This is a genomic window from Salibacterium halotolerans, assembly GCF_900115625.1.
Classification (GTDB): Bacteria; Bacillota; Bacilli; order Bacillales; family Marinococcaceae; genus Salibacterium; species Salibacterium halotolerans.
In genome coordinates this window covers 81,412-94,626 of the sequence record NZ_FOXD01000006.1, presented here as the reverse complement: position 1 = coordinate 94,626, position 13,215 = coordinate 81,412, and the positions used below count along the sequence as shown (strand labels likewise).

The window sequence follows — 13,215 nt, the reverse complement described above, 5'->3', positions numbered from 1 at the left end:
TCCTCCGAATCATTAAGGTTGGTTACATACTATACAAACACCGCTTCGTTTCGTCAAGCTTTGTATTGTTAACCTATTTATATTTTAAGTTGACAAAAAAGGAACATTCGTTTATGATAATGACTCAGAAGAACAGATAATAGGAGGGCACATACGATGACATTTAAACCTTTTGAGATTGTTTCTGCGGCCCTTTTTGCCGCATTAATGGGAATCGGCGCCAACGTTGCCGCCTTTCTCGTCATTGGCGGAGTGCCTGTCACCTTGCAGCCGATCATTGCCATTGCGGCTGGTGCACTGCTCGGCAGCCGCCTCGGCGCTTTTTCCATGATTGTATACATGTTAATCGGTCTGGTAGGGCTGCCGGTATTTTCGGAATTTTCCGGAGGCTTCCGCGCGCTCGTCAGTCCTACGTTCGGATTTATCTTATCTTTTATCATCATGGCTTTCGTCACGGGAAAAATTATAGAAATGAAATCAAAGCCTGGGCTTCCGACATTTTTCACGGCTGCTTTCCTCAGCCTCATTATTAATTACGCCCTTGGAACGACGTACATGTATTATGCCTACATGACGATTGCCGATGCACCGGATGGGTTCAGTTACGGGCTGTTATGGACATGGATGGCTCTACCGCTTGTGAAGGACGTTATATTGACCGCATTGACCGCAGCGGCAGTGCCAAAGCTCTATTATATGCTGAACCGGCGGAATAAATCTCAAGCGTCCAAACAATCAGCGTGAACAGAAACAGGCGTGCATTCTACCGTTGTCAAAACAGCCCGGTCAGGCGCTACTGCGCCTGACCGGGCTGTTTTGTTTAGGATCCTTCATTTATTTCTGCGATTTCAGACTCCAGCTTATCTAGAATAGCTCCTGCCTGATCTCCGGCATTTTCCCGGTAGTAATCACGCATCGGCATCGCCAGTTCCCGGAACGCGTCCCGCTGCTCCGAGGTTAATTCTGTTACTTCCGTCGGCGTGTCTTCGTTATTTTTGATATCGGAAAGAAGCTTACTGTTCAGCTCATCCTGTATATCGAAGCCGACGTCCCGCATTTCTTCGACTGTCTCATCAATCATGCCTTGAATCTCTTCCGGAAGACCGTTGTAGAAGCCTGGATTTACCGTCATCATCGCAACATACGAGTTATGATTGGAAATCGTCATGTGATCCTGTACCTCATGGTAAGAAGAATCGGCGATAAAGAAAATCGGGTTCTCCTGACCATCGACTGTGCCGTTCTGCAGCCCGGTATACAGGTCGCCCGCGCTCATCACTGTTGCGTCCGCCCCGTACTGTCCGTAAGACTGCTGAATCAGCGGAGAATTCTGTGTCCGCATCGTAAATCCTTCGAAATCGGACGGTTCCACTAATTTCTTGTTCCCCGTCCACTGCATGAACCCTTCCGTGAAAAAGGACAGTGGCATAATATTCTGTTCTTCATACAACGCAGCAAGGTCTTCATTCAGCGCCTCGCTCGTCTCAAGCAGTTGGTGGACGTCTTCCTGGTTGTCCGGAAGCAGGAACTGCAGGGCGAAAACCTGTCCTTCTTCTACCATCGTTCCGGTGAATCCCGGGGAAATGATAGCCATTTCGACGGCCCCGCTCTGGAGCTGGCCAACCTGATCCACTTCCGTGCCCAGTCCACCGAATTCAAACACCTCTATCGAAATCTGTCCGTCTGATTTTTCCTCAAGACGGCTGGCAAATTCACTTGCATATTCATACTGCATCTGTCCTTGACTTTCTTCCGTGACAAAACGCCATTCGTATGTTTCCCCGCCGGCAGCCTCTTCTTCTCCACCGCCCCCGGAGTTCCCGCCGGCGTCTCCCCCGCTGTCACCACTGCTTTCTTCCGATCCCCCGCCGCCGCAAGCGGTAAGAACAAGAGAAGAACTTAACGCTGTACCAAGCAGCCATTTGAATTTGCTTTTTTTCATGTTTGTTTCCCCCTTAGAATGGTTAATCTATATCTCAACCTCCCGTTCACTCTGGAACCAGGAAGAGAGAAATCTCTGGAAATATAATCAAAAGCACACAGACAACAAGCATCATCACAATAAACGGCGGTGTGCCGCGTATCGTATCCAGGTAAGATCGGTTGAAGACAGCACTTGCCGTAAAGATGTCTACACCAAACGGCGGTGTTGCCGACCCGAGAGCAGCCTGAAAGGTGACAATAACCCCCAAATGAACCGGATCTACCCCGGCAGCTGTTGCCGCATCAATAAATATTGGTGTCAGAATCAGAATAACGACGATCGGATCCACAAACATGCATCCTACAAAGAAAAAAATCGATACAATAATCAACACTTCAATTGGTCCGGGACTCCCCGAAAGAAAAGTTTCAGCGATCATGCCCGGAATTCCTGTTATGCCGAGAGTGAAAGCAAATGCCTGGCCGCCTGCCACCAGAATAAACACAGCCGACGTTACCAATCCTGTGGAAAGAGCTATACCCGGTACCTTTTTAATACTGAATGAACGAAAAACAACCAGTTCGAGCACAAGTGCATAAAGCACAGACATGCCGGCAGCCTCCGTCGGGGTGAAAAATCCACTGTAAATACCGCCGATAATGATAACCGGAAACATCAGCGGAAAAACCGCCTTCCATGTGAACCGGAAACGTTCCGGCCAGGTTGCCTTCGCCGCGAGCGGTATATGAAACATATGGGCGTGCACATACGCATAGACCGCAAAGCAGCTGAAAATCAGCACCCCGGGCAGAATACCTGCTATAAACAAGTCACCGACAGAGGTCTGGGATATAAGGCCGTAAATGATCATGCCGATGCTCGGCGGTACGAGCAGGGCAACATCACTCGCGTTAATAATCAAGGCAATCGCAGTCGAATCTTTGTAGCCGATTTTCAGCAGCCGCTCCCGCATCGGCGTACCGATTGCAACAACCGTCCCCTGTGTAGATCCTGAAATAGAACCGAACAATGTACATGCCGCCGTCGTCGTAATCGCGTAACCGCCCCGCAGGTGCCCGACAAACGCGCCGACAAAATCAAGAAGGCGGTTCGATGTTTTTCCCATGGACATAATATCAGCGGCGAAAATAAACAATGGAACCGCAAGCAGGACAGGTCCTGATATACCGCTCATCATCTGCTGGATCATCAGAAACGGCTCTACCTGCGGCAGGAAAAACAGTACAATGACAAGCGGTGCCAGAATGAGCGGAATCATCATCGGAAAACCGAGCATTAAAAATAAAAACATAATGACCAGTAGTGTCGTAACCATCTGCCATTCCCCACTATTCTCTATAGTTTACGTCTTCTGCTGCTCTGCTGCTTCCTCTTCAGACTGGTAATCCTTGCGTTCCTCCGCCAGATACACGTCCTTTTTTCTTACATTCACCCAGAAGTTACGGAGGAACTGAATCCCGCCCAGGAAAAAGCCGATGGGAGCCCATATAACCATCCAGTAGTAAGGAATACGTAAAGCAGAAGTAACCCGTCCGGATGTCGACTGAACATATTCATAAGAGAAATAGGCCATGATAAACAGAATAACCGCGGTAATGAACGGAATAACAAGAGCCAGTGTTTTGCGCAGTGGAAAGGGAACATTATCAAAAAGAGCCGACATGGTGATATGTCTTCCCTTTCTCGCCGCATAGCTTATACCCATGAACGTCGCCGCGTAGAGGGAGAGTTCACTGATCTCCGAGGCAAACGACCAGCTTTCTCCGAAAAAACGGCTGACTGCATTACCGGCAACCATGACGGCAATTGTTATGATAGACAGGCTCAATATGCCCTCTTCCACCCGGGTCAGTCCTTTATCCAGCTTTTTTACTATGTTCATCATGAAGAACCCTTCCTTGATTGCTAATAATTCGAAAAGTCAGTATTTTTTATATTTTACCCTTGTCTTCTGCTTTATTCAAACTCCTCTTTGACGTATATAGCGTCGTATATGCCGGTAAAAAGGAATTATCATGGAAAAGGAAACCATATCTGTAATATGACTGAAGTATCCTCTTCTTATCTACGGAATCGGCGGCGAAAACAATGGAACGGTGAAGGACGTTCCTGTGATACAATACTATATGCAGGATTTTATGCTGACTTGTTTCTTATATGATGGTTCATCCTATATTAAAATGGAAGAGTATTTGACAATATAAAGCCGTTCATGATTATCATATATAACGGTCTCCGGGCCATCACCGGTATGAAATATCACGATGCCACCTACTTGAAAGGACGTACATAGACTATGGAAATACTGCAGAATTTTCCTCTTTGGGCCGCGCTCTGCTCTATTCTTTTCGCGCAGGTCGTAAAAATCCCCTTATCGTATATCGCATCCAGAAAATGGGATATCACCCTCATCACCAGCACAGGCGGTATGCCGAGTTCCCACTCCGCTGCCGTCACTGCCGTTTCTACAGCTATTGGTCTGGAACATGGTTTTGATTCCGGGTTATTCGCCATATGCATGGTTTTCGGAGTTATTGTACTGTTTGACGCCACCGGGGTACGCCGGCACGCCGGTTACCATGCGACCGTTTTGAACCAGCTCGTTGTGGACTTTAATAAGTTTGTCTCCGAAGCAAAATCATGGCAGAAAAAGCAGGAAACCGAAAAACGCGAAGAGCTGAAAGAACTGCTCGGACATCAGCCGATTGAAGTCTTTTTCGGCTGTGTCGTCGGCCTGGCATTTGCATGGGCAGGACATTATTACATGCCGATCTGGTAAAAGCCATAAAAAAACAGCTCGTCTATTCAGACGGCTGCTTTTTATCCTGTTTCTATATAGAAGAAGGGACCGGGTTAAACACCGGTAAAATCCCTTCTTTATTGATTGCTTCCATTTCCGGTTCGGTTAAGGAACCGTCCCCTTCTTTTAAAACAAAAACCTGGAGATTCCGCTTGCCCCATTCATCATATACATCTTTCACTGATTCATAATATAAATCGATCTTACTTCCCTTAATAGCCGATCCGGTATCAGCCACCATTCCGTACCCATAACCCGGAATGTACAAAAGGGTACCTATCGGAAAAACAGACGGATCCGCGGCAATGGTGGATACCCGGTCCCTCCGTGCTTTTACCCCGGAATACGTAATACCATACCCCGGGTGTGATGCTGTTTTACCGGTGGATTCATAACCGGCAGTATACCCGGTGGCTGTTACCATCTTTGTCAAACCGCCTTCTACGTTAAACAGGGACTCTGCCTCCGGTATCTGTCTGCCGGCATGCTTCACACCGCCTTTTTGCGGGAGTTCGATACTGCTTTTTTTCTCATTGGTCTGCTGAAAATAATCATAAAAATAGCGTGGTAGCTCTTCTGCTTTTACGTTCGTAATGTAGGAAATGGTAGTGACGAGTGCCACGGTAAACAGCACACCCATTAGCAATCTCCTGAAAATGCTGCGTTGCATGAGACCACTCCTCTCATCAACAAAGCATTTCCAGAAATTCATATGTTTATGCATACCCGTGCCGGCTGTAAAACTTAAAACATTTGATAACCCCGGTTTCGCAGCATTTTAATGACAATGCCGGACAAAATAGCGCCGGCAAGTCCAAACACAAGGATTAGAATGTCGACGGACTGCAGGTTTGCAACGTGTCCACCCAGCGCGCCGAAAGAAGATACAGGTGAAAATATATAATCAAAAATCCCTACTTCATCAATAATTAGAATAACGATAATCGGATAGGTTACAGCCATGATCCACGTGGAACGAAGAATCATGTTCAATAAAAAACCAATCCCGAAAAAAAGGAGTAAAAACAGCATCATGGATATAATGAGCTGAGGCAGGCTGGCAATTCCGGTCACTTTCTCTCTCACCTCCAACAGAGCAGTATTAGGCTGGTTCATTATACATTAAACCAATTGACAATTTTGTGACTTTTACAAGACAGATCCATCAGGGATTCCGGCGGTATGCAGGAACCATCACAAAGAAAAACCCTGCGGGGCAGGTTCCCGCCGCGCAGGGATGAAACACAGTTTATAACGGATTTTTTCCCCGTTTCAGCATCAGACCGGCACCGCCCAGAATCCACAGATACCGGTTATCGATCATCTTTTTCATGAAGTTCGCCGAGGAACCGTACAGCTTCTTGTTTCCAACGACACCGATCGCCTCTTTTCCACCGAGTGAAGCGACGGTTCCCTTGATGTCAGGTTTAAATTCCTTCAGTTCATTACCTTTAATGAGAGCGTGAAGATTTTCAGCCACGGTTTCCGCCTGCTGCATTGCGATCTGGGCGGTCGGAGGATAAGGCCGTTCCGTTTCTTCGTTAATGATAAGAGAACAGTCCCCGATGATGAAGATGTTATCCTCGCCCGGCGCGCGCAGGTCCAGTTCCACTTTTACACGGCCGCGCATATGTTCAAAGCCGGACTCTTCAATAACCGGGTGGCCGCGTACGCCGGTTGCCCATACTACCGTCTGGGATTTGATTTCTTCTCCGTCTTTGAGAACAACTCCTTCCGCGTTCACTTCACTGATAGGCTGGTTGATTTTGAACTCCACCCCGCGGTGTTCAAGCAGGTTCATCGCATACTCGACCAGCTCCGGGTCGAACCCGGGCAGTGCGGTCGGAGCTGCTTCAATCACATACATTTTCACTTTATTCCTCGGAACATCGTAGCTTTCGCACAGTTCCGGAATCCGTTCACTCAATTCACCAATGAACTCCATGCCTGTGAACCCGGCTCCCGCCACGATAAACGTAAGATAGTCGTCGCGTGGTTCCGGCTCATTGTTGTATTTGGCAAACAAGTATTCAATGTGCTCTTTCATTTCGCGCACACCATTTACCGTCCACTTGCTGAAGGCATGTTCAAACACACCCCCGACACCGAACGTTTCCGGGACAGCACCGAGTGCGGTAACGAGGTAATCATACTCCATGTCACCTGATTCCTTCAGGACGACTTTGTTTTCTTCTTTTTTAATTTCCCTTACTTCGTCCTGTACGAATTTGATTTTATTCGTATTAATGACGGAGTCGATCGGCATTCGCGTCCGCTCCGGATCCATCGTTCCGGCTGCCGGTTCATGCAGCCATGTCGTCTGATAATGGTAATTGTGCTTGCTGATCAGAGTGACATTCGCATCACTGTGCCCGAACTGTTTCGCAATTTTTGACGCTGTCACCATACCGCCGTAGCCGGCTCCTAAAATGAGTATGGTTGGCTTAACCGCCGCTGCCATGTTCATCACATCCAATATTAAATAATTTGATTATTTCACGTATTCCTTGTTCTTTATGTCCTTATATTCTGTATGTGATTCATTTCACGTATACAGTTTTAAAAAAACGTCTGTTTCACAAGACGGAGGCATATGAATGATAGGACTTTTTCTTCATTATGTTCAAAAAAACGTGCATAAACACGGTTCACACTTAACATGATATGTTTTTTTTATATGTTTTTCAACCTTTTCATTGAAAATTGCTGACAAAACGTGTCAGGTTACATTAGCTAAATGCCGGGTACGACATGTCCCGGCATCCAGCCTTCTGCATAAAAAAAGAATCGCTGCAGGAACGATTCTCAGGTGCAACCTTCGCATTCGAAATAATTGTCTGTTTCTTTAATAACACTGTCGAATGTGATGGACTGAACGTCTTCCGGCTCCGTAAATTCAATATCGGCAATCGCCTCGCGGATTCCGGCATCTGCTTCTTCCTGGCTCGAAGCCGGCACACCGAATCTGCTCTTCTCGTCTGTGGATATAATATGGTAGGAATAAATGTACTTATTCATGTTTTGTCCCCTCTCCCTGTTTCTTTGTTACCTGCTCTTCCCATGCCTTTTCACAACAAAACCTCCTTTCAGCGGGTTGTTCCGTCCGCTGAAAGGAGGCAGAACAGTTACCGGGCTGTAATCAGCAGTCTTCCGGTGTACCGGTTCTGGTAGCTGCTTTAAACGAACTTCCGCAGCCGCAGTTGGCAATAGCGTTCGGGTTGTCGATCGTGAAACCGCCGCCCATCATGTTTTGTTTATAGTCAATAACCACACCTTCGAGAACATCCGCGTCTCCCTTGTTCACAAGGACTTCGAGACCGTTCTGCTCCAGTTTGTGGTCGTTTTCCTCCACTTCTGTATCAAAGCCGAGTCCGTAGGAGAGACCGGAACAGCCTCCGCCCTTCACGCCGACACGAAGTTTCAGGTTCGGGTCTTCTTCTTCCTCTTTCATTTTCTTAACCTGCGCTGCAGCGGATTCTGTAATAGTAATCATACCCTGTACCTCCTTTTCCTGTACATTTATCATTGTGTCAGGACTTTGTTTTAGTATATCGTTTTTGGCAGCAGGAATCAAACAACCTGCCAGTGTCTGCGCGTTGGATAAATCGTTGAAGGTAATCTCGGCTGATGGTACTGAAGGCCAAGCAGTCGGTTGTGTTCCTGGTCCACTTCGTGGCTGTAGTAAAGCACCAATGGATGATAAAAGCCGTGAGTTCGTGCCGCTTCCATCATTTTCATACGGAGAAGTTCCAAATGCTCTTCGTGAAAATCGATATAACCATACCTATTCCCCATCACATTACCTCCCTTTCAGTAGGATCCCCTTCTTGATACGATGGTTGCTTCTATTCTACCTTTTTTTCCATAAAAAAACAATTGTTTTCACTTAAAATTCGATGTTTATTTCTTCCATTGCCTTTAATTTTCTTACAAGCGGTAGTATAATAAAGGGAATATAAGGGCAAAGGAGGGGGCTCCAATAAAGCTGAAACCGGATCAAATGCAGGCTGTTGCAGAAAAAGTCCATGCTGGTGAACGTTTGAGTTTTGAAGACGGAATGTTTCTCATGACGTCACCCGATCTTTTGAAGATCGGATCTTTAGCCGACCATGTGCGGCGGAAGTGGAATGAAGACCGCGTGTATTTTATCCAGAACACCCATGTAAATTACACCAATGTCTGCTACCTTGACTGCAAGCTTTGTGCCTTTGGTGTTAAACCCGGAAACAGTTCGTCCTATTCCCTTAATTTAAAACAGCTGGAAGAGAAGTTTATCGACATGCAGGGGAAAGGGTTCACCGAACTCCACATTGTGGGAGGAGTAAATCCCAGGCTCCCTTTTTCGTATTACGAAGATATGATGGCACTGGCTAAAAAACATAACCCCGGCATCCACATTCAGGCTTTCACTGCTGTAGAAATTCATTACCTCGCCAAAGTATCACGAATCCCTGAAGAAGAAGTGCTCCAGCGGTTGCAGGCAGCTGGGCTTGGTTCTATACTCGGAGGCGGGGCGGAGATTTTCGACCCCGGAATCAGAAGCATTATTTCAGGACATAAAACCGGAGCAAAAGACTGGTTTCATATCCACAGAACCGCCCACCGCCTGGGAATGCCGTCGAATGCCTCTATTCTGTATGGTCATATCGAGAAACCCGAGCATGTGGTGGACCATTTCATCCGGCTGCGTACGCTGCAGGATGAGACGAATGGATTCAACGCTTTTTTCGGTTTTTCGTTCCAGCCGGAGAACACGACGCTTGCGGAAGAATTCAATATTCAGCAGACGTCCACCGGGTGGTATGATCTAAAAATACTTGCCGTTGCGCGGCTGATGCTCGACAACTTCCCGCACATTCGTGCTTTCTGGATGCTGATCGGAAAGAAACTGGCCCAGATCTCCCTGCAGTTCGGCGTCGATGACCTTGATGGAACAGTGATGGAAGAACAGATTGTTCATGCCGCGGGAAACCGTTCGTCCCACATGGTGCCAAAACAGTGGTTCATTGATATGATTAAAGAATCCGGCAGCATCCCCGCGGAGCGGGACACGCTTTATCACATTCTGCAAACCTATTAAACCAGCCCACCCGGAAAGGAAGGATAAAATGGCAGTCACCTTAACGAAAGACACCCGTATGGAAGAAATCGCCGCTAAAGTCCAGACCGGAGAAAGGTTATCCATCGAAGACGGCCTTTACCTGTATGACACAACGGACCTGCTTACGATCGGCCAGCTCGCCGACCAGGTTAATAAACAAAAAAGCGGAGACAACGTCTACTTCATCGAAAACATGTACATCAATCCGACAAACGTCTGTGAAGCCAACTGCGGGTTCTGCGGATTCAAACGCAAACCGGGGCAGGAAGGCGCCTACACTATGCATGAAGAAGAGCTGCTCGAATATGTGGAAAAACGCTGGAATGATAACATACAGGAATTTCACATCGTCGGCGGTCACAACGTGGAAGTCGGCTTCGAATATTACCTGAATACCGTCCGCACGTTGAAAAAGCATTATCCACAGGCCGCTGTGAAAGCATATACCGCTGCGGAAATTGAATTCTTCGCTCGTATCTCCGGCCTTTCGATGAGAGAAGTCCTACAGGAATTGATGAAAGCAGGTCTGGATACTCTGCCGGGCGGCGGCGCGGAAATACTTACCGAACGCTACCGTGCCAAGATGAGTCCGGAAAAAGCGTCCACCTACGAATGGCTTGAAGCGCATGAAACTGCTCATAACCTCGGCATGAAAACCCATGCGACGATGCTTTACGGTTCCATTGATACATTTGAAGAACGGCTCATTCATATGGATCGTCTGCGTCAGCTGCAGGACAAAACGAACGGATTCATGGTCTTCATTCCGCTTGCCATGCAGCCGCGCAAGCTGAATGCCGGGTGGCACCAGCGCACTTCCCCGTATGACGATATGCGCACCGTTGCTATTTCACGGCTGATGCTCGATAACTTCGATCATATTAAAGCATACTGGATCAATATCGGCGCGCAGCTTACCCAGATGGCGCTCACGTTCGGTTCCGACGATATTCACGGCACGCTGATTGAAGAGCGGATTTCCCACTCCGTCGGTGCCCTGACATCCCAGGGACTGACAAGAAAAGAACTGATCCATCTCATCAAAGCCGCCAACAAACAACCCGTCGAACGGGACACCTTCTATAACCGCATCAAAACATACTAAAAGCCAGAAATGTCCCCGGAGATGGTTTTCTCCGGGGACATTTCTTAATGGAAAGCTATTCTTCATGGACACTATCAGAGGCTGTCACTGTGCCTGAGCATCTCCATTTCCACCCGTGTGGCCTTCCTACGTCGAGAGAACATATTCGCCGGAACAGATCGTTTCAGCCGGTCCTTTCATCCAGATGCGTCCGTCATGATCCCACGTAATCCAGAGATCTCCCCCTTCGAGATGAACAAGGACTTCATGGCCCCGTCTGCTTCTACCAGTCAGCACCGCCGCCACCACAGCGGCACAGGCTCCGGTCCCACAGGCCTGGGTGATCCCCGACCCTCTTTCCCAAACACGGAAATTCATTTCACGCTCCGACACCATGTCTACAAACTCAATATTGGCTCTGTCAGGAAACATGGAATGATGCTCGAGCACCGGGCCGATTTCTGAAACAGGTGCCTGTTTTACATTCTTTTCAAACACTACAGCATGTGGATTTCCAATCGACAGCGTCGTGAGATAAAAGGCACTCTCCTTTATTTCAAACGGCTCCTCCACTGTATGCGAGACCGGGTCCCCGGCTATAATCATTGGAACCTCCTGTTTCTTTAAGTGAGGTTCTCCCATGTCGACGGTAACGTCCGTTCTTTTTCCGCCGGCATCCCCTTCGTCCAAAACAGCTTTCATCATTCCCCCCAATGTTTCTACATTAATATGGGGAGAATCCACCCGTCCGTTTTCATAAGCGAGTTTCACGGCACACCTTATTCCGTTTCCGCAGTTTTTGGCCTCGGAACCATCCGTGTTAAACACTCTCATTTTTATATCTGCTGTATCAGACGGACCAATGAGAATTAGACCATCGGAACCGATACCGGTGTTTTTATCCGAAACGTCCCGTGCCAGGGTGGAAAGCCTGTCTTCTTCCAGTACTTCTTCAAACCCATCAACGTACACATAACTGTTGCCGAGCCCGTGCATTTTCGTGAACTTCATCCTCTTCTCCTCCTCACTGCCGCAGCTTTTCTGTCGTCCAGAAATAATCGTCGTCCGCTTCAACGATCATCATCCGGCCGTGACAGCAGGGCATGACAAGTCTTGTTTTCACTCGTTCTTTTGCCTGCTGCAGATGTTTTTCCTTCATATGTGTCAAAACACTCGTGCTGCCGCAGAAAGGGCATTCTTCAATATAAACGTCTTCTCCGTGTTTTTCGTACGGCCATGATTGTTCAAATGGAATTGGTTTCATCCGGCTCCTCCCATCGTGATTGTGGTACAAACAGGGCTGCTTCCAAACAGCAGTTGGTCTGTTAAGAAGCAGCCCCGTTCTTATTAAAACATCGGATTGTCTTCCAGATGTTGATAGACATTGCTTACAAGCTGATCTGCGTCTTCCCCTTGAACAACCTCACCGTTTACAAGTGCGTACATGGACATCGCACATTGCGAGCAATTTCCAAGGCAGTCGTATTCAATGATATCCAGGCTTGGATCTTTCTCAAGTTCCTCCATGGCATCGTGGGCACCGCTGGCCAGGTTGCTCATGCAGAATTCTATAATTGGCAGCATTGGTATTCACCCTTTTTATGATACTCTTATTTATCCTATCTCCGCATTATCAATTCGTCAACCTGTACGCTTGAACAGCACAATTGCACATTGTATTTTCCTGCTGTACTCGTTATAATCGAAGTGACCAGGGTCATTTTTTATATCTACGTCATTGTGGAGTTGATTCTCCTTGAAACGTACGGAAAAAAAACTACAGACACGACAGAACATACTGGATGCAGCAGCTGGTCTCTTTCGAATGCAGGGATTCGACAATACCACTGTACAAGAAATAACCGAAGCTGCTCAAGTCGGAAAAGGAACTTTTTTTAATCACTTTCCCTCCAAACAGTCGATCATGCAGACGCTTGCGAAGGACCGCCTGTTTCAACTGGATGAACATGTGGATACATACCGCTTGTGGAAACTGCCCTTTCTTCCAAAGCTGCGTGCTTATTTCAGCTTTTTTCTGAAGGAATATGAGCAGAACAGGGAATTAACAAGCCGCGCTTGGATGAACCTGTTGGAAACGGATTCTTATGTTCTGCAAAAATGGGAAGAACTATTGGAAGAGGGAATTAACAATCAGGATATCACACCTGATATTGCTCTGCGGACCTGGGCGCTGGTTATCAACAGCCATTTTTATTACACCCTGGCAGTCTGCAGAAAGGAAACAAGAGACGCATTTCTGGATGAATTAATGTTACTCGTACATG

16 protein-coding genes and 1 pseudogene are annotated in these 13,215 nt (G+C 47.4%); 5 read left to right on the top strand and 12 right to left on the bottom strand.

The genetic code is table 11. The features are described from left to right. The first annotated feature begins 156 nt into the window (after positions 1-156). The gene (locus tag BM124_RS06910; RefSeq protein ID WP_093336295.1) at positions 157-744 is read left to right on the top strand and encodes a biotin transporter BioY; all 588 of its coding nucleotides are present in this window, start codon (positions 157-159) and stop codon (positions 742-744) included. Between the two features lie 76 nt (positions 745-820). On the opposite strand, the gene dctP is transcribed toward BM124_RS06910, so the two are convergent. The 3 genes from dctP to BM124_RS06895 are packed head-to-tail and all read right to left on the bottom strand — an operon-like array spanning position 821 to position 3,830. Further along, positions 821-1,942 carry a TRAP transporter substrate-binding protein DctP gene (dctP, locus tag BM124_RS06905; RefSeq protein WP_093336293.1) on the bottom strand — a complete coding sequence of 374 codons (1,122 nt, stop codon included), beginning with the start codon at positions 1,940-1,942 and terminating at the stop codon, positions 821-823. Between the two features lie 46 nt (positions 1,943-1,988). After that, the gene (locus BM124_RS06900) at positions 1,989-3,260 is read right to left on the bottom strand and encodes a TRAP transporter large permease (RefSeq protein ID WP_093336292.1); all 1,272 of its coding nucleotides are present in this window, start codon (positions 3,258-3,260) and stop codon (positions 1,989-1,991) included. Positions 3,261-3,287: 27 nt separating this feature from the next. Then, positions 3,288-3,830: a TRAP transporter small permease gene (locus BM124_RS06895; protein WP_342028603.1), complete on the bottom strand. Its 543-nt coding sequence runs from the start codon at positions 3,828-3,830 to the stop codon at positions 3,288-3,290. Between the two features lie 411 nt (positions 3,831-4,241). Here BM124_RS06895 and BM124_RS06890 point away from each other — a divergent pair, with 411 nt between their 5' ends. Next, complete coding sequence (locus tag BM124_RS06890) at positions 4,242-4,724, top strand: divergent PAP2 family protein (protein ID WP_093336291.1); 483 nt, start codon at positions 4,242-4,244, stop codon at positions 4,722-4,724. 52 nt (positions 4,725-4,776) lie between these two features. On the opposite strand, the gene BM124_RS06885 is transcribed toward BM124_RS06890, so the two are convergent. From BM124_RS06885 to BM124_RS06860, 6 genes are all read right to left on the bottom strand, one after another. Next, positions 4,777-5,385 (bottom strand): 3D domain-containing protein, encoded by a 609-nt coding sequence (locus BM124_RS06885; RefSeq protein WP_244504263.1) that lies wholly within the window; start codon positions 5,383-5,385, stop codon positions 4,777-4,779. A 104-nt stretch (positions 5,386-5,489) separates the two neighbouring features. Next, entirely contained in the window at positions 5,490-5,861 is a 372-nt protein-coding gene (locus BM124_RS06880) for a YuiB family protein (RefSeq protein WP_093336288.1), read from the bottom strand. A 133-nt stretch (positions 5,862-5,994) separates the two neighbouring features. Beyond that, the gene (locus BM124_RS06875) at positions 5,995-7,206 is read right to left on the bottom strand and encodes an NAD(P)/FAD-dependent oxidoreductase (RefSeq protein ID WP_093336287.1); all 1,212 of its coding nucleotides are present in this window, start codon (positions 7,204-7,206) and stop codon (positions 5,995-5,997) included. Positions 7,207-7,550: 344 nt separating this feature from the next. After that, a complete protein-coding gene (locus BM124_RS06870; protein WP_093336285.1) occupies positions 7,551-7,763 on the bottom strand; it encodes a hypothetical protein in 213 nt (70 codons plus the stop codon). Between the two features lie 121 nt (positions 7,764-7,884). Continuing rightward, the gene (gene erpA / locus BM124_RS06865) at positions 7,885-8,271 is read right to left on the bottom strand and encodes an iron-sulfur cluster insertion protein ErpA (protein ID WP_139217076.1); all 387 of its coding nucleotides are present in this window, start codon (positions 8,269-8,271) and stop codon (positions 7,885-7,887) included. Between the two features lie 44 nt (positions 8,272-8,315). Then, positions 8,316-8,540, bottom strand: a complete 225-nt coding sequence (locus BM124_RS06860) for an aspartyl-phosphate phosphatase Spo0E family protein (RefSeq protein ID WP_093336281.1) — start codon at positions 8,538-8,540, stop codon at positions 8,316-8,318. A gap of 205 nt (positions 8,541-8,745) precedes the next feature. Between BM124_RS06860 and mqnE (BM124_RS06855) the strand changes: the two genes are divergently transcribed. Next, on the top strand, positions 8,746-9,825 hold the full coding sequence (gene mqnE / locus BM124_RS06855) for an aminofutalosine synthase MqnE (RefSeq protein ID WP_093336280.1): 1,080 nt from the start codon (positions 8,746-8,748) through the stop codon (positions 9,823-9,825). 28 nt (positions 9,826-9,853) lie between these two features. Then, positions 9,854-10,951, top strand: coding sequence for an aminofutalosine synthase MqnE (gene mqnE / locus BM124_RS06850; RefSeq protein WP_093336278.1), 1,098 nt, complete (start codon positions 9,854-9,856; stop codon positions 10,949-10,951). A gap of 126 nt (positions 10,952-11,077) precedes the next feature. On the opposite strand, the gene dapF is transcribed toward mqnE (BM124_RS06850), so the two are convergent. From dapF to BM124_RS06835, 3 genes are all read right to left on the bottom strand, one after another. Continuing rightward, on the bottom strand, positions 11,078-11,941 hold the full coding sequence (gene dapF / locus BM124_RS06845; protein WP_093336276.1) for a diaminopimelate epimerase: 864 nt from the start codon (positions 11,939-11,941) through the stop codon (positions 11,078-11,080). 13 nt (positions 11,942-11,954) lie between these two features. Beyond that, a complete protein-coding gene (locus BM124_RS06840; RefSeq protein WP_093336275.1) occupies positions 11,955-12,194 on the bottom strand; it encodes a hypothetical protein in 240 nt (79 codons plus the stop codon). 83 nt (positions 12,195-12,277) lie between these two features. Continuing rightward, on the bottom strand, positions 12,278-12,514 hold the full coding sequence (locus tag BM124_RS06835) for a YuzB family protein (protein WP_090926764.1): 237 nt from the start codon (positions 12,512-12,514) through the stop codon (positions 12,278-12,280). A 172-nt stretch (positions 12,515-12,686) separates the two neighbouring features. On the opposite strand from BM124_RS06835, the pseudogene BM124_RS19705 reads away from it, so the two are divergent. Further along, a pseudogene (locus BM124_RS19705) lies at positions 12,687-12,845 on the top strand (TetR/AcrR family transcriptional regulator); the annotation flags it as partial. Between the last annotated feature and the right edge of the window lie 370 nt (positions 12,846-13,215).

Bases quoted from the DNA above. Each gene is read 5' to 3' on its own strand.
- BM124_RS06910 (WP_093336295.1), top strand. From the start codon at position 157: ATGACATTTAAACCTTTTGAGATTGTTTCTGCGGCCCTTTTTGCCGCA.
- dctP (WP_093336293.1), bottom strand. From the start codon at position 1,942: ATGAAAAAAAGCAAATTCAAATGGCTGCTTGGTACAGCGTTAAGTTCT.
- BM124_RS06900 (WP_093336292.1), bottom strand. From the start codon at position 3,260: ATGGTTACGACACTACTGGTCATTATGTTTTTATTTTTAATGCTCGGT.
- BM124_RS06895 (WP_342028603.1), bottom strand. From the start codon at position 3,830: ATGATGAACATAGTAAAAAAGCTGGATAAAGGACTGACCCGGGTGGAA.
- BM124_RS06890 (WP_093336291.1), top strand. From the start codon at position 4,242: ATGGAAATACTGCAGAATTTTCCTCTTTGGGCCGCGCTCTGCTCTATT.
- BM124_RS06885 (WP_244504263.1), bottom strand. From the start codon at position 5,385: ATGGGTGTGCTGTTTACCGTGGCACTCGTCACTACCATTTCCTACATT.
- BM124_RS06880 (WP_093336288.1), bottom strand. From the start codon at position 5,861: ATGAACCAGCCTAATACTGCTCTGTTGGAGGTGAGAGAGAAAGTGACC.
- BM124_RS06875 (WP_093336287.1), bottom strand. From the start codon at position 7,206: ATGGCAGCGGCGGTTAAGCCAACCATACTCATTTTAGGAGCCGGCTAC.
- BM124_RS06870 (WP_093336285.1), bottom strand. From the start codon at position 7,763: ATGAATAAGTACATTTATTCCTACCATATTATATCCACAGACGAGAAG.
- erpA (WP_139217076.1), bottom strand. From the start codon at position 8,271: ATGATAAATGTACAGGAAAAGGAGGTACAGGGTATGATTACTATTACA.
- BM124_RS06860 (WP_093336281.1), bottom strand. From the start codon at position 8,540: ATGGGGAATAGGTATGGTTATATCGATTTTCACGAAGAGCATTTGGAA.
- mqnE (WP_093336280.1), top strand. From the start codon at position 8,746: ATGCAGGCTGTTGCAGAAAAAGTCCATGCTGGTGAACGTTTGAGTTTT.
- mqnE (WP_093336278.1), top strand. From the start codon at position 9,854: ATGGCAGTCACCTTAACGAAAGACACCCGTATGGAAGAAATCGCCGCT.
- dapF (WP_093336276.1), bottom strand. From the start codon at position 11,941: ATGAAGTTCACGAAAATGCACGGGCTCGGCAACAGTTATGTGTACGTT.
- BM124_RS06840 (WP_093336275.1), bottom strand. From the start codon at position 12,194: ATGAAACCAATTCCATTTGAACAATCATGGCCGTACGAAAAACACGGA.
- BM124_RS06835 (WP_090926764.1), bottom strand. From the start codon at position 12,514: ATGCTGCCAATTATAGAATTCTGCATGAGCAACCTGGCCAGCGGTGCC.